At 65.8% G+C, this 21,257-nt stretch carries 22 protein-coding genes; 18 read left to right on the forward strand and 4 right to left on the reverse strand.

The window, feature by feature from the left end:
- Window positions 1-49: 49 nt before the first annotated feature.
- Window positions 50-400, reverse strand: coding sequence for a hypothetical protein (locus AB4Z37_RS09740; RefSeq protein ID WP_441516522.1), 351 nt, complete (start codon window positions 398-400; stop codon window positions 50-52).
- A 130-nt stretch (window positions 401-530) separates the two neighbouring features.
- Between AB4Z37_RS09740 and AB4Z37_RS09745 the strand changes: the two genes are divergently transcribed.
- From AB4Z37_RS09745 to paaE, 18 genes are all read left to right on the forward strand, one after another.
- Window positions 531-938, forward strand: coding sequence for a MarR family winged helix-turn-helix transcriptional regulator (locus AB4Z37_RS09745; protein WP_441516523.1), 408 nt, complete (start codon window positions 531-533; stop codon window positions 936-938).
- 288 nt (window positions 939-1,226) lie between these two features.
- A complete protein-coding gene (gene ytfQ / locus AB4Z37_RS09750; RefSeq protein WP_441516524.1) occupies window positions 1,227-2,201 on the forward strand; it encodes a galactofuranose ABC transporter, galactofuranose-binding protein YtfQ in 975 nt (324 codons plus the stop codon).
- Between the two features lie 32 nt (window positions 2,202-2,233).
- On the forward strand, window positions 2,234-3,778 hold the full coding sequence (locus AB4Z37_RS09755) for a sugar ABC transporter ATP-binding protein (RefSeq protein ID WP_441516525.1): 1,545 nt from the start codon (window positions 2,234-2,236) through the stop codon (window positions 3,776-3,778).
- Window positions 3,775-4,755: an ABC transporter permease gene (locus tag AB4Z37_RS09760; protein WP_441516526.1), complete on the forward strand. Its 981-nt coding sequence runs from the start codon at window positions 3,775-3,777 to the stop codon at window positions 4,753-4,755. The genes AB4Z37_RS09755 and AB4Z37_RS09760 overlap by 4 nt, the downstream gene beginning before the upstream one ends.
- Window positions 4,752-5,735, forward strand: coding sequence for a galactofuranose ABC transporter, permease protein YjfF (gene yjfF, locus AB4Z37_RS09765; RefSeq protein ID WP_441516527.1), 984 nt, complete (start codon window positions 4,752-4,754; stop codon window positions 5,733-5,735). Before AB4Z37_RS09760 ends, yjfF begins: the two co-directional genes overlap by 4 nt.
- Complete coding sequence (locus AB4Z37_RS09770; RefSeq protein ID WP_441516528.1) at window positions 5,732-6,454, forward strand: FadR/GntR family transcriptional regulator; 723 nt, start codon at window positions 5,732-5,734, stop codon at window positions 6,452-6,454. Before yjfF ends, AB4Z37_RS09770 begins: the two co-directional genes overlap by 4 nt.
- A 54-nt stretch (window positions 6,455-6,508) precedes the next feature.
- Window positions 6,509-7,435 (forward strand): Gfo/Idh/MocA family protein, encoded by a 927-nt coding sequence (locus AB4Z37_RS09775; RefSeq protein WP_441516529.1) that lies wholly within the window; start codon window positions 6,509-6,511, stop codon window positions 7,433-7,435.
- Window positions 7,436-7,437: 2 nt separating this feature from the next.
- Window positions 7,438-8,502 carry an aldose epimerase family protein gene (locus AB4Z37_RS09780; protein ID WP_441516530.1) on the forward strand — a complete coding sequence of 355 codons (1,065 nt, stop codon included), beginning with the start codon at window positions 7,438-7,440 and terminating at the stop codon, window positions 8,500-8,502.
- Window positions 8,503-8,543: 41 nt separating this feature from the next.
- A complete protein-coding gene (locus AB4Z37_RS09785) occupies window positions 8,544-9,449 on the forward strand; it encodes an SMP-30/gluconolactonase/LRE family protein (protein WP_441516531.1) in 906 nt (301 codons plus the stop codon).
- Between the two features lie 183 nt (window positions 9,450-9,632).
- Window positions 9,633-10,697, forward strand: a complete 1,065-nt coding sequence (chvE, locus tag AB4Z37_RS09790; protein ID WP_441516532.1) for a multiple monosaccharide ABC transporter substrate-binding protein — start codon at window positions 9,633-9,635, stop codon at window positions 10,695-10,697.
- An 84-nt stretch (window positions 10,698-10,781) separates the two neighbouring features.
- Entirely contained in the window at window positions 10,782-12,380 is a 1,599-nt protein-coding gene (gene mmsA / locus AB4Z37_RS09795) for a multiple monosaccharide ABC transporter ATP-binding protein (RefSeq protein ID WP_441516533.1), read from the forward strand.
- On the forward strand, window positions 12,377-13,567 hold the full coding sequence (gene mmsB / locus AB4Z37_RS09800) for a multiple monosaccharide ABC transporter permease (protein WP_441516534.1): 1,191 nt from the start codon (window positions 12,377-12,379) through the stop codon (window positions 13,565-13,567). Before mmsA ends, mmsB begins: the two co-directional genes overlap by 4 nt.
- Before the next feature lie 55 nt (window positions 13,568-13,622).
- Window positions 13,623-14,504 carry a phenylacetic acid degradation operon negative regulatory protein PaaX gene (gene paaX / locus AB4Z37_RS09805; protein WP_441516535.1) on the forward strand — a complete coding sequence of 294 codons (882 nt, stop codon included), beginning with the start codon at window positions 13,623-13,625 and terminating at the stop codon, window positions 14,502-14,504.
- 56 nt (window positions 14,505-14,560) lie between these two features.
- Entirely contained in the window at window positions 14,561-15,559 is a 999-nt protein-coding gene (gene paaA / locus AB4Z37_RS09810) for a 1,2-phenylacetyl-CoA epoxidase subunit PaaA (RefSeq protein ID WP_441516536.1), read from the forward strand.
- A 16-nt stretch (window positions 15,560-15,575) separates the two neighbouring features.
- Window positions 15,576-15,863: a 1,2-phenylacetyl-CoA epoxidase subunit PaaB gene (gene paaB, locus AB4Z37_RS09815; protein ID WP_441516537.1), complete on the forward strand. Its 288-nt coding sequence runs from the start codon at window positions 15,576-15,578 to the stop codon at window positions 15,861-15,863.
- Window positions 15,864-16,047: 184 nt separating this feature from the next.
- On the forward strand, window positions 16,048-16,824 hold the full coding sequence (gene paaC, locus AB4Z37_RS09820; protein ID WP_441516538.1) for a 1,2-phenylacetyl-CoA epoxidase subunit PaaC: 777 nt from the start codon (window positions 16,048-16,050) through the stop codon (window positions 16,822-16,824).
- A complete protein-coding gene (paaD, locus tag AB4Z37_RS09825) occupies window positions 16,818-17,321 on the forward strand; it encodes a 1,2-phenylacetyl-CoA epoxidase subunit PaaD (protein ID WP_441516539.1) in 504 nt (167 codons plus the stop codon). Before paaC ends, paaD begins: the two co-directional genes overlap by 7 nt.
- Before the next feature lie 162 nt (window positions 17,322-17,483).
- Window positions 17,484-18,563, forward strand: a complete 1,080-nt coding sequence (paaE, locus tag AB4Z37_RS09830) for a 1,2-phenylacetyl-CoA epoxidase subunit PaaE (RefSeq protein ID WP_441516540.1) — start codon at window positions 17,484-17,486, stop codon at window positions 18,561-18,563.
- A 291-nt stretch (window positions 18,564-18,854) separates the two neighbouring features.
- Here the strand turns inward: paaE and AB4Z37_RS09835 are convergent, their stop codons facing one another.
- The 3 genes from AB4Z37_RS09835 to AB4Z37_RS09845 form a co-directional block, all read right to left on the reverse strand.
- Entirely contained in the window at window positions 18,855-19,280 is a 426-nt protein-coding gene (locus AB4Z37_RS09835; protein ID WP_441516541.1) for a PaaI family thioesterase, read from the reverse strand.
- A gap of 35 nt (window positions 19,281-19,315) precedes the next feature.
- Window positions 19,316-20,584: a cytochrome P450 gene (locus AB4Z37_RS09840; protein ID WP_441516542.1), complete on the reverse strand. Its 1,269-nt coding sequence runs from the start codon at window positions 20,582-20,584 to the stop codon at window positions 19,316-19,318.
- A gap of 319 nt (window positions 20,585-20,903) precedes the next feature.
- Window positions 20,904-21,215 carry an EthD family reductase gene (locus tag AB4Z37_RS09845; RefSeq protein WP_441516543.1) on the reverse strand — a complete coding sequence of 104 codons (312 nt, stop codon included), beginning with the start codon at window positions 21,213-21,215 and terminating at the stop codon, window positions 20,904-20,906.
- Window positions 21,216-21,257: the final 42 nt, after the last annotated feature.

Below are 21,257 nucleotides of genomic sequence, written 5' to 3' on the forward strand. Positions count from 1 at the left end.
CTTGCGGTCGATCGCGCCCTTGCCGGCTTTGGCTGATGGCGGGGCCGCGTCAGACGTGGCGCGACACCACCATGCAGATCACGGTGACGGCCAGCAGCACCGCGGCGATACGGTGCGCCACCGCAGGCTTCTTCTTCAGCGCGCCCTGCACGCCGGCGGCGGCAATGGCGGCGAGCGCACCGAGCATCAGGACCTTCTCGGTGCTGCCGAAGCCGGCCTCATGCAGCAGATGCCACAGGCCGGCGCCAGTCAGCACCGCCACCACGGCCGCGCCCATCTGCGGCCGGAACAGCGCTTCGCTGCCGGCGCCACCCTGGCGCGCCAGAGTGAAGGTCGAGCCGACCCAGAACACGCCGGACAACGCGTGCAATGCGATGAGAATCATGATGATCGTCGTCATGGTGAAAACCTTTCAGGACATTCTCGGGGACAGACAGGCGACGATTTAATCTTAGACATCTAACAATTAGATGTCTATCTTATGGGCCATGCCAATGATGCGAGGCCGCACGCCGATCGGACTGTTGCTGATGCAGGCCGCGAAAGCCGTCAGCCGCGCGTTCGACGATTCCCTCAGCGAGAAGGGGGGATCGCGGCCGGTGTGGCTGATCCTGCTGGCACTGATGGACGGCGCTTACCGCACCCAGTCGGATCTCGCTGTCACCATCGGCGTGCGCGGGCCGACCCTCACCCACCATCTCGCCAGCATGGAACGTGACGGCCTGCTGACGCGCACGCGCCTGTCGGAGAACCGGCGGGTGCAGGCCGTGGCGCTGACCGCGAAGGGGCGCATGCTGTTTCACAAATTGCGGCAGGCGGCGATGAGCTTCGACCGCGATCTCAACGAGCGCTTCACCGCTGCGGAGATGGACACCCTGCGCGCGCTGCTCGGCCGTTTCGGCACCGGCGACGCAGTGGGTTTGGGCCCAGATTCGTAAGCTCCTCGGGCGTGCGTCGCCCGACGACATAACAGGCCGCCGCTGCCAACCGCAAACTGTCAGCGTGAGTTCGACGCGTCCGTGGTGTTGCGGTGATGGAATGATCGCGCGTGGCGGCATGACCGCGAGCGGTGCGGCTTTGAAGGACGTTCGCCACCGACCGACCCACAACGTGGGAAGAAAATTAGTCAAATAATATGACTCGTCAGCTCTGAGCTTCCATGCCAAGCTGCCGCGCACTGACACGCTCATAGAAGCTGTGCGGCCAAAAAATCGGGAGAGACGCCTATGCCACGTTCGTTCCTGACAGCCCTGCTCGCTGCTGCGGCCCTGACCGCTCCGGCGCTTGTTCTCAACGCCCACGCCGCTGAACTGACCATCGGATTTTCGCAGATCGGCTCGGAATCCGGCTGGCGCGCCGCGGAGACATCGGTCTCCAAGTCCGAAGCCAAGAAGCGCAACATCACCTTCAAGATCGCCGACGCCCAGCAGAAGCAGGAGAACCAGATCAAGGCGATCCGCTCGTTCATCGCGCAGGGTGTCGATGCGATCTTCCTCGCGCCGGTGGTGTCGACCGGATGGGACGCCGTGCTGAAGGAGGCCAAGGAAGCCAAGATTCCGGTCGTGCTGCTCGACCGTGACATCGATCCTTCGGGCAAGGAGCTCTATCTGACCGCCGTCACCTCCGACAGCGTGCACGAGGGCGAGGTCGCCGGCGAATGGCTCGCCAAGACCGTCGGCGGCAAGACCTGCAACGTGGTGGAGCTGCAGGGCACCGTGGGCGCCAGTGTGGCGGCGAACCGCAAGAAGGGGTTCGATACGGCGATCGCCAAGCATGCCAATCTCAAGGTCGTGCGCAGCCAGACCGGCGACTTCACCCGTGCCAAGGGCAAGGAGGTGATGGAAAGCTTCATCAAAGCCGAAGGCGGCGGCAAGACGATCTGTGCGGTCTACGCGCACAATGACGACATGATGGTCGGCGCCATCCAGGCGATGAAGGAAGCCGGCCTGAAGCCCGGCAAGGATATCCTCACCGTCTCGATCGACGCAGTGCCTGATATCTTCAAGGCGATGGCGGCGGGCGAGGCCAATGCGACGGTCGAGCTGACGCCCGACATGGCGGGACCGGCGTTCGACGCCGTCATCGCCTACAAGGCCAAGGGCACGGTACCGCCGAAATGGATCCAGACCGATTCCAAGCTCTACACGGCGGCGGATGATCCGCAGAAGATCTACGACAGCAAGAAGGGCCAGGGCTATTGAGGTCCGCTACCGGCGGCGCGGGCGTCGAGCGCGTGCCTCAGGTCGTCGACCGCGACATTCCACTGCTCGACGTGCGCGGCCTCAGCAAGAGCTTTGCCGGGGTTCGCGCGCTCGACGCGGTCGATTTCAGTCTGCGTTCCGGAGAGATCCATGCCTTGCTCGGCGAGAATGGCGCCGGCAAGTCGACACTGATCAAAACCATCACGGGTGCACTATCCCGTGACGCCGGGACGGTGCGCCTCGCGGGCGAGGAGATCGCGCCGCGCTCGGCAGAGGCGGCGCTGAAGGTCGGCATCGCCACCGTTTATCAGGAGGTCAATCTGCTACCGAACCTCTCGGTGGCACAGAACCTGTTCCTCGGGCGGCAGCCGACACGCTTTGGCTTCGTGCGTGAGCGCGACATGCGGCGTCGCGCATCCGCACTGCTCGAAGGATTCGGCCTTCACATCGATGTCGCCGCGCCGCTAGGCGACTACTCGGTCGCGGTGCAGCACATCACGGCCATTGCCCGCGCCGTCGACATGTCGGCACGGGTGCTGATTCTCGACGAGCCGACCGCGAGCCTTGACCGGCATGAGGTCGACATCCTGTTTTCCGTCATGCGCCAGCTTGCCGGGCGCGGTATCGGCATTCTGTTTGTGACCCATTTCCTGGATCAGGTCTATGCGGTCTGCGATCGCATCACCGTGCTGCGCAACGGCAGGCTGGTCGGTGAACGGAAGGCTGCGGAGCTGCCACGGATCGACCTCGTGCACATGATGCTCGGCCGCGAGCTCAGCGATGCCACCGCGGCGCGCGTCCATGCGCCCGCCGCGACCGCGCATCCGCCCTATGCGACGTTCTCCGATATCGGCAAATCCGGTTATCTCGCGCCTTTCAGCCTCGCGCTCGGAAGCGGCGAAGTGGTCGGTCTCGCCGGCCTGCTCGGGTCGGGGCGAACGGAGACGGTACGCCTGGTGTTCGGGGCGGAGCGGGCGGACAGCGGCACGGTGGAGGTCGACGGGCAGGCGATCCGTCTTCGCTCACCGCGCGATGCCGTGCAACACGGCTTCGGCTATTGCCCCGAGGAGCGCAAGACCGAAGGCATCGTGGCCGAACTGACGGTGCGCGAGAACATCGTGCTGGCGCTGCAGGCGCGTCTTGGCCTGCTGAAGCCGCTGTCGCGGCGCGAGCAGGACGAGATCGCGCGCCGCTTCATCCGGATGCTGGATATCCGTCCGGCCGATCCCGAGCGGCCGATCGGCCTGTTGTCGGGCGGCAACCAGCAGAAAGCCCTGTTGGCCCGCTGGCTGGCGACCGAGCCACGCCTGCTGATTCTCGACGAGCCGACACGGGGCATCGATGTGGGAGCCCATGCCGAAATCATTCGCCTCATCCGCCAGCTGTGCGCGGACGGGCTGGCGCTGCTCGTGGTGTCCTCCGAGCTGGAGGAGATTGTCACCTATGCCGACCGGGTGGTGGTGCTGCGGGATCGCGCCCATGTCGAAACGCTGCATGGCGACGCCATCAATGTAGCGGCGATTGTCGCGGCGATCGCCGCCGATGCATCGCTTGCCGCGCGGGAGCTTCGGCAATGATGCTTCGCCTGCCACGCGCCGGGCTGCCGCAAGTGCTGGCCTTTCTCGCCATCATGGCGATCAACTGGGCGGTGTCGCCGCAATTCTTCGACCTGCGGCTGCAGGATGGCCGGCTGTTCGGCAGCCTGGTCGATGTCTTCAATCGCGGCGCGCCGGTCGCGCTGTTGTCGCTCGGCATGGTGCTGGTGATCGCCACGCGCGGCATCGACCTGTCGGTCGGTGCGGTGATGGCGATCTCGGGCGCGATCGCCGCGAGCCTTGCGGACAGCCATTCGCTGGTGGTCGTGATCTCTGCCGCGCTCGGCGCCGGTCTCGTCTGCGGAATCTGGAACGGCTTTCTGGTCGCGGTGCTCGGCATCCAGCCCATCGTCGCCACGCTGATCCTGATGGTGGCTGGACGCGGCATCGCCCAGCTCATCACCGAAGGGCGCATTGTCACCTTCACCTCGCCGCAACTGGCGTGGCTTGGCGGCGGCTCGGTGATCGGCATTCCGGCGCCGGTCGTGATCGCCGCCGGCATGCTGGGGCTGACGGTCGCGCTGGTGCGCGGTACGGCGCTGGGGCTGATGATCGAGGCGACCGGCGGCAACGCCCGTGCCAGCGCGCTGGCGGGCATCGGCACCCGCGCCATGATCATGGCGGTCTATGTCTGGTGCAGCCTCTGTGCGGCGCTGGCTGGGTTGATCGCGGCAGCCGACATCCTCGGCGCCGACGCCAACAATGCCGGCCTGTGGCTCGAGCTCGACGCCATCCTGGCGGTGGTGATCGGCGGGACCTCGCTGTTCGGCGGCCGCTTCAGCCTCGTCCTGGCGGTGCTCGGCGCGCTCATCATCCAGGCCATGAACACGGGAATCCTGCTGTCCGGCTTCCCGCCGGAATTCAACCTCGTGGTCAAGGCGGTCGTGGTGCTGGTGGTGCTGCTGCTGCAGTCGCCGCGCCTCGACCTTCGCTTGCTGCTGTCGAAGGTGCGCACATGAGGCGGTTGCTGCCCGTGCTGGTGACCACGGCCGTGTTCATCGCCGGCTTCATCATCTGCGCGATTCAGTTCCCCAACTTCGCCTCGACGCGGGTGGTCGCCAACCTTTTGACCGACAATGCGTTCCTGGGCATCGTGGCAACCGGCATGACGTTTGTCATCATCTCCGGCGGAATCGACCTTTCGGTCGGCTCGGTGATCGGCTTCACCACGGTCTTCCTCGCGCTCGCCATCGAGCGGCATGGCGTGCCGCCGTTGGTCGCGTTCGCCATGATCCTGGTCATCTGCGCGGCGTTCGGCGCGGCGATGGGCGCGATGATCCAGTATTTCGACATGCCGCCCTTTATCGTCACCCTGGCCGGCATGTTTCTGGCCCGAGGGGCGAGCTTCCTGATGTCGACGGAATCGATTCCGATCAACGCCCCGCTCTATGCCAACCTTGCTGATCACGCGATCGTTCTCCCCGGCGGCGGCCGGCTGACGGTGATCGCGATGATCATGCTCGCGGTGTTCGCTGCAGGGATGGTGCTGCTGCATTTCACGCGTTTCGGCGCCAATGTCTACGCGCTCGGCGGCAGCCGGACGTCCACCGCGCTGATGGGGGTGCGGGTCGCACCGACCACCATCGCCATCTACCTGCTGTCCAGCGTGCTCGCCGGGCTGTCGGGGATCGTGTTCTCGTTCTATACGTCAGCCGGCTATTCGCTGTCGGCGGTCGGTGTCGAGCTCGATACCATCGCCGCGGTGGTGATCGGCGGCACGCTGCTCACCGGAGGCTATGGTTTTGTGTTCGGGACCTTTGTCGGCGTGCTGATCCAGGGCCTGATCCAGACCTACATCAATTTCGACGGAACGCTGTCGAGCTGGTGGACCAAGATTGTGACCGGAATTCTGCTGTTTGCGTTCATCGTTTTGCAGCAGGCCATGGTCGGTCTCGCGAAACGTTCCCGCCGCCGAACCACGGAGGTTGTGCTGCCATGACATCACAGCTCGTCGTCATTCCCACCCGCCGTGCGCATTCCAACCACGCCGAGGTCGCCCGCACCATCGGGATCGACATCATTTCCGGCCGCTACGCCGAAGGCGCCAAGCTGCCCGGCGATGCGGAGCTCACGGTGATCTTCGGCGTATCGCGCCCGGTGCTGCGCGAGAGCGTGAAGACGCTGGTGGCGAAGGGGCTGCTCAGCACAAAGGTGCGGATCGGCACGGTGGTGCGCGAGCGGGCGGCCTGGAACATGTTCGACCTGGACGTGCTGGCCTGGCATCTCGATGTCGGCATCGACATGCGGTTCGTGCGCGACCTCGCCGAGATCAGGCTGGCCGTGGAGCCGCGCGCGGCCGCGCTGGCCGCCAGCCGCCGCTCGGATGCCGATGTCGCGGAGCTGCAGCGGAGCATCGCCTGGATGCGCCGCGAGCCGTTCGACTCCGTCGGTTTCGCCGACGCCGACCTCAGCCTGCATATCGCTGTCGCCAACGCGTCCGGCAACCCGTTCATGCGCTCCATGGGCGGGGTCATCGAAGCGGCGTTGCGTGCGTCCTTTCTGCTGAGCGCGCCGGTGGAAGAGCAGGAACGCGACACCACGATCCTGTTCCACCAGCAGATCGTCGACGCGATCGTTCAGCAAAATCCGGAGGCTGCGATGGAAGCGATGAGAAGGGTCATTTTCGATGGCCTGCGCCACCATGGCGGCAAGCCGTGATGGCCAGCCGATGACGGCGCTCCGCCACACCCCCGGGATTCTGGACCCATCCGCATGACCCAGCTTCGCCTCGCCATCGTCGGTCTCGGCAAGATTGCGCGGGATCAGCATCTGCCGACGGTCGCAGCTCTGCCTGCGATCGCGCTCGCCGCCATCGCGGATCCCAATGCGTCCCTCGACGGCGTTGCCAGCTTCGCCTCGCTCGAGGAGATGCTTCGTGACGGGCCGCCGATCGATGCGGTCGCGCTGTGCACGCCGCCGCAGCTGCGCGGCCGACAGGCGGCGATGGTGCTCGCCGCCGGCAAGCACGTGCTCTTGGAAAAGCCGCCGGCGGCAACCTTCAGCGGCATCGCGCCGCTGGTCGACGTCGCCAGGGCGTCAGGCAAGACGCTGTTCGCGTCGTGGCATGCGCGCTTCTCGCCCGCGGTCGAGCCGGCCAAGGCCTGGTTGGCGGAGCGCGAGATCCGCGCGGTGCGTGTGATCTGGAAGGAGGATGTCCGCGTCTGGCATCCGGGCCAGGCGTGGATCTGGGAGCCGGGCGGTTTCGGTGTTTTCGATCCTGGCATCAATGCCCTGTCGATCCTCACCCGCATCCTGCCGCAGCCGTTTGTCCTGACCCGCGCCGAGCTCGCATTCCCGAGCAACCGCGCGGCGCCGATCGCCGCCACCCTCGATTTCTCGGATACGGGCGGGCTTGCGATCCATGCCGATTTCGATTTCCGCCAGACTGGGACGCAGACATGGGCGATTGAGGTCGATACCGATCGCGGCCGGCTGACGCTGTCGGCCGGCGGCGCGAAGCTCACCCACGATGAGCACGTGCTGGTGGACGAGAAGAAGGCGGCCTACCCGCTGATCTACCGCCGCTTCCTCGATCTGATCGCGCGCGGCGAATCCGATGTCGATCTTGCCCCGCTGGCGCATGTCGCTGACGCCTTCATGCTCGGCCGGCGCCATGTCGTCGAGCCGTTCGAGGACTGACGATGGCCGCCGCTGTCCGTGAGACGTTCGGATCTCTCCCCGGTGGCGCCGCAGTCGAGCGGGTGCGGCTGTGTGGGACGGGCGGGTTCGAAGCTTGCGTCATCACCTATGGCGCGGCGCTCCAGGCTCTGTTCGTGCCGGACCGCCGCGGCGTGGCGGGGGACGTGGTGCTGGGGCACGACGACCTCGCTGGCTATGTCGCGACCCGGCGGTTCTTCGGCGCCACCATCGGACGCTTTGCCAATCGCGTCGCCGGCGCGGGCTTCGATCTCGACGGGACACGTGTGACCCTTGCGGCCAACAACGAACCGCATGCGCTACATGGCGGCCGCGAGGGGTTCGACCGTCGACTCTGGCGCGTCGTGGCGCTGGACGACGGCGCGAGCCCGGCGGTGACGCTCGCCTATCACAGCCCGCATGGCGAGGAGGGCTATCCGGGCGCGCTCGATGTCCGCGTGACCTACCGTCTCTCCGGCCCGGCGGAATTATCGATCGCCTACGCAGCGATGACCGACCGGCCGACCGTGATCAATCTCACCAATCACAGCTTCTTCAATCTCGAAGGCTCGGGGGCTGGCGACACGGTTCTGCGGCATCGCCTGACGGTCGCGGCGGATAGCTTCCTTGCCACGGACGAGACGGCGATCCCGCTTGCCGAACAGCCGCGCGGCGTCGCCGGCACGCCGTTCGACTTCCGCGACGCCTGCGAGATCGGCAGCCGGATTCGACAGGACGACGAGCAGCTCCGACGCGGACGCGGCTACGATCACAACTTCTGCCTTGCTCCCGGCACGGCCCTGCGCTTGGCCGCGCGGCTTGCGGCGCCGCACTCCGGTCGGGTGATGGAACTACACACCGACCAGTTCGGGCTGCAGGTCTATTCCGGCAATTATCTTGACGGCACGGTGCGCGGCAAATCCGGACGGCTGTATCGCCAGTCCGACGCCGTTTGCCTGGAGCCGCAGGCCTGGCCCGATACGCCGAATCGCGCCGATTTCCCCTCGGCGCGGCTCGAGCCGGGGCAGACCTATCGTCATCATACGCTCTATCGCTTTTCTTCAGAGTAAGGGAACGCCGCGGCGCACCATTGCATGGCGGAGGACACTGCGTGACCGGCCCTGACGAACGTCTCGACGATGTGCCAGCGACGATCCTGTGTGACACGCGATGTCACCTCGGTGAAGGGCCGACCTATGACGCGGCCAGCGATACCGCATGGTGGTTCGACATCCTGGAGCGCCGGCTGTTCGAAACGCGTCTCGCGGCGCGCCAGACGACGATTCACGAACTGCCGGTCATGGTCAGTGCGCTGGCCGTGATCGACGAGGGGCATCACCTGCTGGCGGCCGACGATGGCCTCTATGTCCGCAGCCTCCGCGATGGCCGGCTGTCACGGTATCTGCCGCTCGAGGCCGACAATCCGGCGACCCGCTCGAACGATGCGCGCGTCCATCCCTCCGGCACGTTCTGGATCGGCACCATGGGGCGCGGCGCCGAGCGTGGCGCGGGGGCGATTTATGCGTTGCACAATGGTGAGCTCACCCGGCTGTTCGCTGACATCAGCATTCCGAATGCGATCTGTTTCGCGCCGGATGGCGCCACCGCCTATTTCGCGGACACGCGCGCCAATGTGCTGTGCCGTGTCCTGCTCGATCCGGCGACGGGCCTGCCGGTCGCCGCGCCGTCCGAGCTGTATGTCCACGGCGGTACTGGGGATCTCGACGGTGCGGTGGTCGATAACGAAGGCGTGATCTGGAACGCGCGCTGGGGCGGCGGCTGCGTCGATGCCTATTCGCCTGATGGCGTCCGCCTGCGCTCGGTTCGCGTGCCGGCGCAGCTGGCGAGCTGCCCGGCGTTTGTCGGCGCGGATCTCAGCCGCTTGCTGGTGACATCGGCCTGGCAGGGGATGGATGCCGCGGCGCGGGCGGCGGACCCGGACCATGGCCGGACCTTCGTGCTCGATGTGGGGGTGCGCGGACGGGCTGAACCGCGCGTCAGGCTGGGCCCGGCATGACGCGCGCTCCGCCAATCCGCAGGGTTGTTCGCGGGCCCTTGCGAAACCGCAGGGTGTGGCGGATCATCGCCGCGGGCTATGGATGTGTTTGATGGACTAACGACCTGCGCCATGTGCGCTGGCGCCAACGGCAGCAAGACCGCGACAACGCGGCGATCGACGTCCAACGCTTGGGAGTGGAACATGAAACGACTGAAATCGATTCTTTCCGTTGCGGCCCTCTGCTCGCTTTTTCTCGCCAGCCAGGCGCTGGCACAAACCAAGCCCACTGTGGGCATCGCCATGCCGACCAAGGCGTCGGCGCGCTGGATCGACGACGGCAACAACATCGTCAAGGTGCTGCAGGCGCGCGGCTACAACACCGATCTGCAATATGCCGAAGACGACATCCCGAACCAGCTGTCGCAGATCGAGAACATGGTGACCAAAGGCGCCAAGGTGCTGGTGATCGCGTCGATCGACGGCACGACGCTGTCCGATGTGCTCAAGCAGGCCAAGGACAAGGGTATCGTCGTGATCGCCTACGACCGGCTGATCCGCGACACCCCGAATGTCGACTACTACGCGACGTTCGACAATTTCCAGGTCGGCGTGCTGCAGGCACAGTCGATCGAGCAGGGGCTGAAGCTGAAAGACGGCAAGGGACCGTTCAACATCGAGCTGTTCGGCGGCTCGCCCGACGACAACAATGCCTACTTCTTCTACAACGGCGCGATGTCGGTGCTGCAACCCTCGATCGACAGCGGCAAGCTCGTCGTCGCCAGCAAGCAGATGGGCATGGACAAGGTCTCGACGTTGCGCTGGGACGGCGCCACGGCGCAGGCGCGCATGGATAACCTGCTCAGCGCGTTCTACACCACCAAGCGCGTCGATGCCGTGCTGTCGCCCTATGACGGGCTGTCGATCGGCATCCTGTCGTCGCTCAAGGGCGTCGGCTATGGCAGCGGCAACATGCCGATGCCCATCGTCAGCGGTCAGGATGCCGAGGTGCCGTCGATCAAGTCGATGCTGCGCGGCGAGCAATATTCCACGATCTTCAAGGATACCCGCGATCTCGCCAAGGTCACGGCCGACATGGTCGACGCGGCCCTGAGCGGCAAGACCGTGACGGTGAACGACACCAAGACCTACAACAACGGCGTCAAGGTGGTGCCGTCCTATCTGCTCAAGCCCGTCGTGGTCGACAAGAGCAACTGGGAGCAGGTGCTGATCGGCAGCGGCTACTACAAGAAGGACCAGTTCAACTGAACGGATCAGCTGCCCTGGCCGGGTATGCCCGGCCGGGGCGGTGAACGCGCTTGCTCCGAACCATCCCGACCGCGGGGAGCCTGCATGACCAACCTGCTGGAGATGCGTGGCATCGGCAAGGCTTTCGCCGGCGTCAAGGCGCTGAGTGATGTCAGCTTCACGGTCAGGCCGGGCGAGATTCATGCCCTGGTGGGCGAAAACGGCGCCGGCAAGTCGACGCTGATGAAGGTGCTGAGCGGGGTCTACCCCCATGGTAGCTATGACGGCAGCATCATCTACGACGGCGCGGAACGGCGCTTCCGCGACATCACCGAGTCCGAGGCGCTCGGCATCATCATCATCCATCAGGAGCTGGCGCTGATCCCGCTGCTGTCGATCGCGGAAAACATCTTCATCGCCAATCCGCCGGCGCGGTTCGGGGTGATCGATCGCGACGAGGTGTATGCGCGCGCGCGGCGGCTGCTGGCCAAGGTCGGGCTCGACGAGGCGCCGGACACCCTCGTCACCAATCTCGGGGTGGGCAAGCAGCAACTGGTCGAGATCGCGAAGGCGCTGTCCAAGGAGGTGCGCCTCTTGATCCTGGACGAGCCGACCGCCAGCCTCAACGAGAGCGACAGCGCGGCGCTGCTCGACCTGCTGCTCGAGTTTCGCGCCCAGGGCCTGTCCGCGGTGCTGATCTCGCACAAGCTCAACGAGGTGTCGCGCGTCGCCGACCGCATCACCGTGTTGCGCGACGGCCGCACCGTCGACACCATGGATTGCCACAATGGCGCGGTCGAGGAAGACCGCATCATCCGCAAGATGGTCGATCGCGACCTCGAACATCGCTATCCCCGGCGTGAGCCGAAGATCGGTGAGCCGGTGTTCAGGGTCGAGAACTGGTCGGTCCATCACCCGCAGCACCGGGACCGGCAGGTCATCCGCAATGTCGACTTCCAGGTGCGGCGGGGCGAGATCGTCGGCATCGCCGGCCTGATGGGCGCCGGCCGCACCGAGTTCGCCATGAGCCTGTTCGGGCGGTCATGGGGGCGCAGGATCACCGGCCGCGCCTTCGTGCACGGGCGCGAAGTCGATCTGTCCACCGTCAGCCGCGCCATTGACGCCGGCCTCGCTTATGTCACCGAGGATCGCAAGCAGCTGGGACTGCTGCTCGCCGACGATGTTCGCAAGAACATCACGCTCGCCAACCTCGATGGTGTCGCGTCCGGTCATGTGATCGACGATCTCAGAGAATTGCAGGTGGCGAACGAGCAGCGCAATCGCCTGCGGATACGCTGTTCGGACGTCTACCAGGCCGCGGGCAACCTGTCCGGCGGCAACCAGCAGAAGGTGGTGCTGTCGAAATGGCTGTTCACGGATCCCGAGATCCTGATCCTGGACGAGCCGACCCGCGGCATCGACATCGGCGCCAAGTACGAGATCTACTGCATCATCAACGACCTCGCCGATGCCGGCAAGGCCGTGATCATGATCTCGTCGGAGATGCCGGAGCTGCTCGGCATGTGCGAGCGCATCTGCGTGATGAACGAAGGCGCCTTCGTCGGCGAGTTCGGCCGCGACGAGGCGACCCAAGAGGGGATCATGCGCGCCATCGTTCGCAGGAGCGAGCGCCTCGTCGACCGCCATCTGGCCGAGCGGCTGCAAGATGACGGAGAGGAAGCTTCAGGAGAGGCACATCCATGAGTGACAAGACCGTGGCGCTTCCCGAGGCGCGCAAGCAGGGCGGCTTCCTCAAGGCCAACTTGCGCGAGTACGGCATGCTGCTGTCGCTGTTCGCCATCATGGCGTTCTTCGAGGTGGTCACCGACGGCACGCTGCTGCGACCGCTCAACCTCACCAACCTTGTGCTGCAGAACAGCTACATCGTGATCATGGCGCTTGGCATGCTGCTGGTGATCGTCACCGGGCATATCGATCTCTCGGTCGGCTCGGTGTCGGGCTTCGTCGGGGCGATCGCCGCGGTGCTGATGGTGCGTTATGGCGTGCATTTCATTCCGGCGACGATCATCTGCCTGCTGCTCGGTGCGCTGATCGGCGCGGCGCAGGGCTACTGGGTGGCCTATTTCAAGATCCCGTCCTTCATCGTCACGCTGGCCGGCATGTTGGTGTTCAAGGGGCTGGCGCTCGCGGTGCTGCAGGGGCAATCGGTCGGGCCGTTCTCGCCGACCTTCCAGAAGCTGTCCTCGGGCTTCATCCCCGAGCTGTTCCCGGCGGCCGGTGCGCTCTATCCGACCTCGCTGCTGATCGGCGCGGTGCTGGCGCTGGGGCTGGTCTATGTCAGCGTCAAGACCCGCGCGCGGCGGGCGAGCCATGGCGTCGAGGTCGAGCCCGTCGGCCTCTTCGTGCTCAAGAACGCGATCCTGTTCGGCGTGGTCATCTATTTCACCTATCTGATTGCGTCCCATCGCGGGCTGCCGAACGTGCTGGTGATCATGATCGCGCTGATCGCGTTCTATGGCTTCGTCACCGCGCGCACCATCGTCGGCCGGCAGATCTATGCCGTCGGCGGCAACGAGAAAGCGGCAAAACTGTCCGGCATCAGGACCGAGCGGCTGACCTTCCTGACCTTCGTCAACATGGGCGTTCTCGCCGCGCTCGCCGGGCTGGTGTTCGCCGCCCGGCTCAACACCGCGACGCCCAAGGCCGGGCTCGGCTTCGAGCTCGACGTCATCGCCGCCTGCTTCATCGGCGGGGCGTCGGCCTATGGCGGTGTCGGCCGGGTCGCCGGGGCGGTGATCGGCGCGCTGATCATGGGCGTCATGAACAACGGCATGTCGATTCTCGGCATCGGCATCGATTACCAGCAGGTGATCAAAGGACTGGTCCTGCTCGGTGCCGTCTGTCTCGATGTCTACAATCAGCGGCGGTGACGGCCTGCGCCCCTGATGACAGGGGCAGGCGAACCATGGAATATAGCGGTACACCATGGCCTCTCATCCGCTCGCCCGCATCGTCAGCCAGTTCAAGCGTGAACCCTCGCGCACCGGCTCGCTCATCATCACCTTTCACGGCGACGCCATCCTGCCGCGTGGCGGCTCGGTGTGGCTGGGGACACTGCTGCAGTTTCTCGAGCTGCTGGAAATCGACGGCGGCGTGGTGCGCACCGCGGTGTCACGCCTTGCCGCCGACGGCTGGTTCGACCGCGACAAGGTCGGCCGCAAGAGCTTCTATCGCCTGGCGCCGACCGGACGCGAGCGCTTCGAAGCCGCGATCGAGCATCTCTACAACCCGCATGTCTCCGCTTCGTCCGGACATTTCGAGCTGCTGCTGATCGAGAACGGCGCCGACCGTGACACCGCGCGAGCGGCGCTGGCCGAGGCGGGCTTTGGCAATCCGCTGCCGGGCGTCTGGGTGGCACCGAAGGGCGTGGTGGTGCCCTCAGCCGCTGCCGGAGCGATCCGTGTCGATGTCGCCGCCGCCGGCGAGATGGGGCGGCGCCTGATCAGCGCCAGCTGGTCGCTGGAGCGCATGGCGGACTCCTACCGTGCGTTCGTGAAGACGTTTGCACCGCTCGATGCCTGGATCGCGGCGCCGGACGCCGTGTCGCCGGCGGATGCCATGCTCGCGCGGGTGCTGCTGATCCATCAGTACCGCCGGGTGATCCTGCACGATCCGTTGCTGCCGGCGGAGCTGCTGCCGGCCGACTGGCCGGCGGCCGCGGCGCGGGCGCTGTGCGCCCGGATCTATCGGGCGCTGCTCGGTCCGTCGGAGAAATGGCTGGATTCTCATGGCGAAAGCCCGGCCGGCGTGCTCCCGGCGCCAGGACCGGAACTGCGTCGGCGCTTCGCTGATATGTTACAAAAATAGATTGCGAATGAACATTTTTGTTATATATTAGGAGCGCCTCTAGGGAGAAGACGGCCATGTACACGCAAGCGCTGAATGCGCCGCAGAGCGATGACCGCCACGTTGAAGACGCCGCCAGGTCTGCTGCGTTCCAGGCCCGCATCGATGCCGAGGACCGCATCGAGCCCAATGACTGGATGCCCGCGGCCTACCGCAAGACGCTGACGCGGCAGATTTCCCAGCACGCCCATTCCGAGATCGTCGGCATGCTGCCGGAGGGCAACTGGATCACCCGCGCGCCGACGCTGCGCCGCAAAGCCGCGCTGCTCGCCAAGGTGCAGGACGAGTGCGGCCACGGCCTCTATCTTTACGCCGCCGCCGAGACGCTCGGCACCTCGCGCGAAGAGCTGGTCGACCAGATGCTCAGCGGCAAGGCGAAGTACTCCTCGATCTTCAACTATCCGACCCTGACCTGGGCGGATATCGGCGCGATCGGCTGGCTGGTCGATGGCGCTGCGATCATGAACCAGATCCCGCTGTGCCGCTGCTCCTACGGCCCCTATGCGCGCGCGATGATCCGCGTCTGCAAGGAAGAGTCGTTCCACCAGCGCCAGGGCTACGAGATCATGCTGACGTTGTCGCGCGGCACCGCGGACCAGAAGGCGATGGCGCAGAACGCGCTCGATCGCTGGTGGTGGCCTTGCCTGATGATGTTCGGCCCGCCGGACCAGCACAGCCAGCACGGCGACCAGTCGACGCGCTGGAAGATCAAGCGCTTCTCCAACGACGAGCTGCGGCAGAAGTTCGTCGACGCCACCGTGCCGCAGGCGCAGTATCTCGGCCTGACGATGCCGGACCCGGATCTGAAGTGGAACGATGCGACGGGCCACTGGGACTACGGCGCGATCGACTGGGATGAATTCCGCGAAGTGCTGTCGGGCAACGGCCCCTGCAACCGCGATCGCATGGCGGCGCGGCGCAAGGCCCATGACGACGGCGCCTGGGTCCGCGAGGCCGCGGTCGCCCATGCCGAGAAGCAGCGCGCCCGCAAGGCCGCAGCGGCCGTCGCCGCGTGATGACAGGAGAACGGCGATGACCGTACAGAACATTCAGCTCTGGGAAGTCTTCATCCGCAGCCGCAACGGCCTTGCGCACAAGCATGTCGGTTCGCTGCACGCGACCGATGCAACGCTGGCGCTGCAGGCGGCGCGCGACATCTACACCCGCCGCGGCGAAGGCCTGTCGATCTGGGTGGTGCCGTCGAACGCCATCATCGCGTCCGATCCCGCCGAGAAGGACATGATGTTCGAGCCGGCGATGTCGAAGATCTATCGCCATCCGACCTTCTACGACGTGCCGGAAGAAGTCGGGCACATGTGATTGTCCGTCATGGCCGGGCAGTGCGATCCGTCTTCGGCGGATCGCTAGGGCTAAGGTCTCCCGGCCATCCACGTCTTTGTTGTTGAAGCATCGTGAATACGTGGATGCCCGCGACAAGCGCGGGCATGACGAGCTTGAAAACAAGCGCCGGGCCGTGCGGCCCGATCAACAGAACGGATGTCCCATGGCCGCCGCCTCCATTTCCGTCACCGAAAGCCCGCTGGTGCTCTACGCGCTGCGCCGCGCCGACGATGCGCTGATCCTCGGCCATCGCCTGTCGGAGTGGTGCGGTCATGCGCCGATGCTGGAAGAGGACATGGCGCTCGCCAACATGGGCCTCGACCTGATCGGCCAGGCGCGCGAGCTCTACACCTATGCCGCCGAGGTCGAGAACGCCGGCAACGACGAGGACAAGCTCGCCTATCTGCGCGACGTCCGCCAGTACCGCAACCTGCTGCTGGTCGAGCAGCCCAACGGCGACTTCGCCCGCACCATCGTGCGCCAGCTGTTCTACTCCGCCTTCGCCGATCCCTATTGGCGCGCCATGATGGCCTCGAAGGACGCCACGCTGGCGGCGATCGCCGCCAAGTCCGAGAAGGAAAGCGCCTATCACCTGCGCCACGCTTCGGAATGGGTGATCCGTCTCGGCGACGGCACCGAGGAAAGCCATCGCCGTGCGCAGACCGCGGTCGATGATCTCTGGGCGTTCACGGGCGAACTGTTCCACGCCGACGATAGCGACGCCGGACTGATCGCCAGCGGCATCGCGATTGATCCCGAGACCCTGCGCACGCGCTGGGAGCAGACGGTCGCCGGGGTGATCGGCACCGCCACGCTGAAGCTGCCGACCGCAAGCTGGATGCAGAAAGGCGGCCGCTCCGGCAGCCACAGCGAGCATCTGGGACATCTCCTCAGCGAGCTGCAGTCGATGCAGCGCACGTTTCCGAACGCCACATGGTGACGGTATCAGACCATGCCGTCGACCTGCGCCAGCTCGCCTGGGACGCGGCGGCATGCGTGGTCGATCCGGAGATTCCGGTGCTGACGATCGCCGATCTCGGTGTGCTGCGCGACGTGACTGTTCACGACGATGCCGTCGAGGTGTCGATCACGCCGACCTATTCCGGCTGTCCGGCGATGAACATGATCGCGCTGGAGATCGAGGTCGCGCTCGCCAAGGCCGGCATCCGCAACGCCAGGATTCACACCGTGCTGTCGCCGGCGTGGACGACCGACTGGATGAGCGAGGAAGGTCGCGCCAAGCTCAAGGCCTATGGCATCGCGCCGCCGCAGGCGGGCGGCGGCCGCCGCGCGCTGTTCGGTGAACAGCAGGTCGCCTGTCCGCAGTGCGGCTCGACCGACACCGAGGTTCTGTCCGAATTCGGCTCGACGTCGTGCAAGGCGCTGTGGCGCTGCAAGAGCTGCCGCGAGCCGTTCGATTACTTCAAGTGCCATTAATTCGTCATGCCCGCGCTTGTCGCGGGCATCCACGTCTTCACGTTGCTTCAACAGGAAAGACGTGGATGGCCGGGAGACCTTAGTCCTAGCGATCCGTCGAAGACGGATCGCGCTGCCCGGCCATGACGAAAGAAACGACAGTCGATACGAGGTAGGTAGCCGATGTCCCATGCACCGAAATTCCACCGTCTCGCCGTTCGCGACCTGCGTCGCGAAACCGCCGACGCGGTCTCGATGACCTTTGCCATTCCCGATGCACTTGCGGCCGACTACGCCTTCGCGCCAGGCCAGTACCTGACGCTGCGCACCACCATGGACGGCGAGGAGGTGCGGCGCTCCTACTCGATCTGCTCCGGTCCCGATGATCATGAGCTGCGCATCGCGGTGAAGCGCGTCGACGGCGGCGCGTTCTCGTCCTACGCCATCGAGGAGCTCAAGAGTGGCGACGAGCTCGACGTCATGACGCCGACCGGCCGCTTCGGCGTCGCTCATGCGCCGGGCGAGGCCCGTGTCCATGTCGGCTTCGCCGCCGGCTCCGGCATCACGCCGATCCTCTCCATCGTGCGCGGCATCCTGGCGCGCGAGCCAAACAGCCGCTTCTTCCTGTTCTACGGCAACCGCGCCACCAACGGCATTCTGTTCCGCGAGGCGCTGGAAGAGTTGAAGGACCGCTTCATGGGCCGCCTCTCGGTGTTCCATGTGCTGTCGCAGGAGGAGCAGGATCTGCCGATCCTGCACGGCCGGCTCGACCGCGCCAAGGTCGAGGTGCTGCTGCGCGCCATGGTGCCGGCGGCAAGTGTCGATCATGTCTTCATCTGTGGTCCGGTCGCCATGAGCGAGGAGATCGAGGCGGCCTGCCACGGTCTCGGCATCGCTCCGGAGCGGGTGCATGTCGAGCGCTTCGTCTCCGAGTTCGGTGGCAAGCCGCGGCCCAAGCCCGTGATCGCGCCGGAAGCGCCGCCGAAGGCGGTGGCTGCGTTGATCGTCGACGGCAAGCGCAAGGATGTGCCGGTGGCGGACGGCGAAGCCATCCTCGACGCCGCGCTGCGCGCTGGCATGGACCTGCCATACGCCTGCAAGGGCGGCATGTGCAGCACCTGCCGCGCCAAGATCGTCGAGGGCGAGGTGCAGATGGACGTTAACTACTCGCTGGAGCCGTGGGAGCTGAAGGCCGGCTTCGTGCTGACCTGCCAGGCCCATCCGGTGTCGGAGCGCGTGGTGGTGGACTACGATCAGATGTGAGGGGCGGGCCGGTGCGCCGCAATGGACGCTGCGCTTCGACATCCACCATCGTCATGCGCGGGCTTGACCCGCGCATCCGGCTTGCGGCGCCTCGCTCTTGTTGAAGTCTTCAAGATGGATCACCGGGTCACGGCGCTTCGCGCCGGCCCGGTGATGACGCCGAAAAAATGAGCGTTGCAGGCTACGGCCGAGGCTCGGCTTGCAATGTGGCCGTCCATCCTTCGAGGCTCGCTGCGCTCGCACCTCAGGATGACGGATTAATTCACGGCGTCCTGCCTCGACGCAGCCCTGTCACTTCCCTTCCCGCATCAGCGCATATGCCGTCTGGGCCATCGCCACCGGCCGCGCGTCGCCGTCGGTTGCGATGGTGATGCTGCCATAGGCCATGGTGCGGCCAAGCCGCACGACTTTCGCGTGTGCCAGCAGGTCGGCGCGCACCGCCGGGCGCATGAAGTGGATGGTCTGGTCGACGGTGGTCATCGGCAGGTATTCGCCCGCAGCGGCGGAGACGGCGAATACCATGGAGGTGTCGGCGAGGCTCATCAGCGCCTGGCCGCAGACGACGCCATTGTCGCGGCACAGCTTGTCCGAGAACCGCATCCGCAAGGTCGCGCCTTCGGGCGAGATGGTCTCGATCGACAGGTCGAGGTCTCCGACCCAGGAGGCGAATACGGTCTGGAGCAGGGTGGTGGCGGTGGCCTTGTCGAATGTCGGCATCGGAACGTTCCGGCGTTGTGGGATGAAGGAGGGACTTACGCGAGCCGCACCGGCAGCGTGGTGAAGCCGCGGAAGCGGGCACGGCGGGCGCGGTGGGCTGGGCCGTTGGCGGAGAAGGTCGGGAAACGGGCGAGGAATCGACCGATCGCGATCCGTCCTTCGAGCCGCGCCAGGGCGAGGCCAGCACAGGCGTGGGCGCCGGTGGCGAAGGCGAGATGGCGGTTGGGCGAGCGGCCGACATCGAGGCGATCGGGGTCGGAGAACTGTTCGGGATCGCGGTTGGCGGCGCCGATGCACAGCGTCACCAGCGTGCCTTCCGGCAGCGTGACGCCATCGATCTCGGCGGGCTGCACCACGCGGCGGTTGCCGAGCTGGTTGGAGCTCTCGAAGCGCAGGAATTCCTCGACCGCGGTCTTGATCAGCGAGGGATCGTCGCGCAGGCGCTGCTGCTCGTCCGGGAATCGCATCAGCAGTTCGAGGCCGTTGGCGATGAGATTGGTAGTGGTCTCGTGGCCGGCGTTGAGGATGAAGATGCAGTTCTGCAGCAACTCGATCTCGCTGAGCCGCTCACCGCTGGCCTCGCCCTGGATCAGGCGGGTGAGCACGTCATGTTCGGGATTGCCAGGATTCTGCCGGCGGTCGGCGACGAGATCGCGGAGATAGGCGAGGAAGTCGGCCACGGCCTGCTCGCCGGTCTGCTGCATCTGCGGCGACAGCACCGGCTCGAGCGCGCCGAGGATCGCCAGCGACCAGCCACGCAGCGGATCGCGGTCGGCATGCGGTACCGCCAGGAGATTGCCGATCACCTCGACGGGGATCGCGGAAGCAAAGTCCTCGACGAGGTCGGCCTCGCCCTTCGCCTGCATGCGGTCGAGCAGCTTGTCGACCAGCGCGACCAGCGCCGGCTCCATCTCGGCGATGGCGCGCGGGTTGAGCGCCCCCGCGATCAGCCGACGGACGCGGGTGTGCAGCGGCGGATCATTGAACACGAGGCTGGTGGTGTGGTGCTGGAACAGCAGGGACGACGTGCCGTACTTCGGCGCGAACTCCACCTTCTTGTCGGAGCTGTAGCGCGTGGTGTCCTTGTAGATCGCCTCGAGATCGCGGTGGCGGGTCAGGAACAGCGAGCCGTCCGGCATGCGGTGCACCGGATCGCGCTCCAGCAGCGCGCGATAGGTCGGGTAGGGATCGTCATAGAAGGCGTCGTGCAGGTTCTGCAGCGAGAAGTCGCGAACGAGGGCGGCTGCGTCGGTACCGACCACGGTGGATGGGGTCTTAAGAGAGGGAGATTCCAAGGCGGTCATCCTGCCAGCTCCTTCCAAATGATGTTCAGGCGATTTCGCCGAACGCCACGTCAGGGTTCGTCGTGACGCCGGAGTCGTTCCACATCTTCGGCGTCATCACCGGGCCGGCGCGGAGCGCCGTGACCCGGTGATCCAGCTTCAAACACTCCACGCCACTGTGAGCAAGCTGGATTGCCGGATCAAGTCCGGCAATGACGCAGAGGGTGTGAGGCGCTTCGAGGCCAAGTGAAGCTTGGCAAGTGAAATTAGGCCTCGGCCTCATCCCTCGAAACGCGGCGCAGAGCGCCGCTCCTCAGGATGAGGAGGAACTGCAGCGGCGCTATTCCACCACGTCGTTGATCTGCACGACGGCCTGGGTGTTCGTGAACTTCGGGATGTCGGCGAAGATCTCGCGGCCGTGGGCCTTGCCGGCGGCCTTGAAGTCGTCGAGCGAGCCGAAGGTGAGCAGCGCCATCATCTGGTAGTCGGCGGCGCTGCCGTCGGGCTTGCCGGCGCCGCGCAGCACCTGTGCACTCTTGAGGCCGTAGGGCATCCAGCGCTCCCGCACCAGCGGAATGTGTTTCTGCAGATAGTAGTCGTGGTCGAACGTCGCGTCGCCGCCGGCGGGATACATCACGGTGACAGTAATCATCTGCTTCCTCCATTGTTCTTGTTGTCGTGGGGTCGGGCCGTG

Origin of the sequence: Bradyrhizobium sp. 2TAF24 (genome assembly GCF_052115025.1) — a bacterium.
Lineage (GTDB): Bacteria > Pseudomonadota > Alphaproteobacteria > Rhizobiales > Xanthobacteraceae > Bradyrhizobium_A.

Bases quoted from the DNA above. Each gene is read 5' to 3' on its own strand.
- AB4Z37_RS09740 (WP_441516522.1), bottom strand. From the start codon at position 400: ATGACGACGATCATCATGATTCTCATCGCATTGCACGCGTTGTCCGGC.
- AB4Z37_RS09745 (WP_441516523.1), top strand. From the start codon at position 531: ATGCAGGCCGCGAAAGCCGTCAGCCGCGCGTTCGACGATTCCCTCAGC.
- ytfQ (WP_441516524.1), top strand. From the start codon at position 1,227: ATGCCACGTTCGTTCCTGACAGCCCTGCTCGCTGCTGCGGCCCTGACC.
- AB4Z37_RS09760 (WP_441516526.1), top strand. From the start codon at position 3,775: ATGATGCTTCGCCTGCCACGCGCCGGGCTGCCGCAAGTGCTGGCCTTT.
- yjfF (WP_441516527.1), top strand. From the start codon at position 4,752: ATGAGGCGGTTGCTGCCCGTGCTGGTGACCACGGCCGTGTTCATCGCC.
- AB4Z37_RS09770 (WP_441516528.1), top strand. From the start codon at position 5,732: ATGACATCACAGCTCGTCGTCATTCCCACCCGCCGTGCGCATTCCAAC.
- AB4Z37_RS09775 (WP_441516529.1), top strand. From the start codon at position 6,509: ATGACCCAGCTTCGCCTCGCCATCGTCGGTCTCGGCAAGATTGCGCGG.
- AB4Z37_RS09780 (WP_441516530.1), top strand. From the start codon at position 7,438: ATGGCCGCCGCTGTCCGTGAGACGTTCGGATCTCTCCCCGGTGGCGCC.
- chvE (WP_441516532.1), top strand. From the start codon at position 9,633: ATGAAACGACTGAAATCGATTCTTTCCGTTGCGGCCCTCTGCTCGCTT.
- mmsA (WP_441516533.1), top strand. From the start codon at position 10,782: ATGACCAACCTGCTGGAGATGCGTGGCATCGGCAAGGCTTTCGCCGGC.
- mmsB (WP_441516534.1), top strand. From the start codon at position 12,377: ATGAGTGACAAGACCGTGGCGCTTCCCGAGGCGCGCAAGCAGGGCGGC.
- paaX (WP_441516535.1), top strand. From the start codon at position 13,623: ATGGCCTCTCATCCGCTCGCCCGCATCGTCAGCCAGTTCAAGCGTGAA.
- paaA (WP_441516536.1), top strand. From the start codon at position 14,561: ATGTACACGCAAGCGCTGAATGCGCCGCAGAGCGATGACCGCCACGTT.
- paaB (WP_441516537.1), top strand. From the start codon at position 15,576: ATGACCGTACAGAACATTCAGCTCTGGGAAGTCTTCATCCGCAGCCGC.
- paaC (WP_441516538.1), top strand. From the start codon at position 16,048: ATGGCCGCCGCCTCCATTTCCGTCACCGAAAGCCCGCTGGTGCTCTAC.
- paaD (WP_441516539.1), top strand. From the start codon at position 16,818: ATGGTGACGGTATCAGACCATGCCGTCGACCTGCGCCAGCTCGCCTGG.
- paaE (WP_441516540.1), top strand. From the start codon at position 17,484: ATGTCCCATGCACCGAAATTCCACCGTCTCGCCGTTCGCGACCTGCGT.
- AB4Z37_RS09835 (WP_441516541.1), bottom strand. From the start codon at position 19,280: ATGCCGACATTCGACAAGGCCACCGCCACCACCCTGCTCCAGACCGTA.
- AB4Z37_RS09840 (WP_441516542.1), bottom strand. From the start codon at position 20,584: ATGACCGCCTTGGAATCTCCCTCTCTTAAGACCCCATCCACCGTGGTC.
- AB4Z37_RS09845 (WP_441516543.1), bottom strand. From the start codon at position 21,215: ATGATTACTGTCACCGTGATGTATCCCGCCGGCGGCGACGCGACGTTC.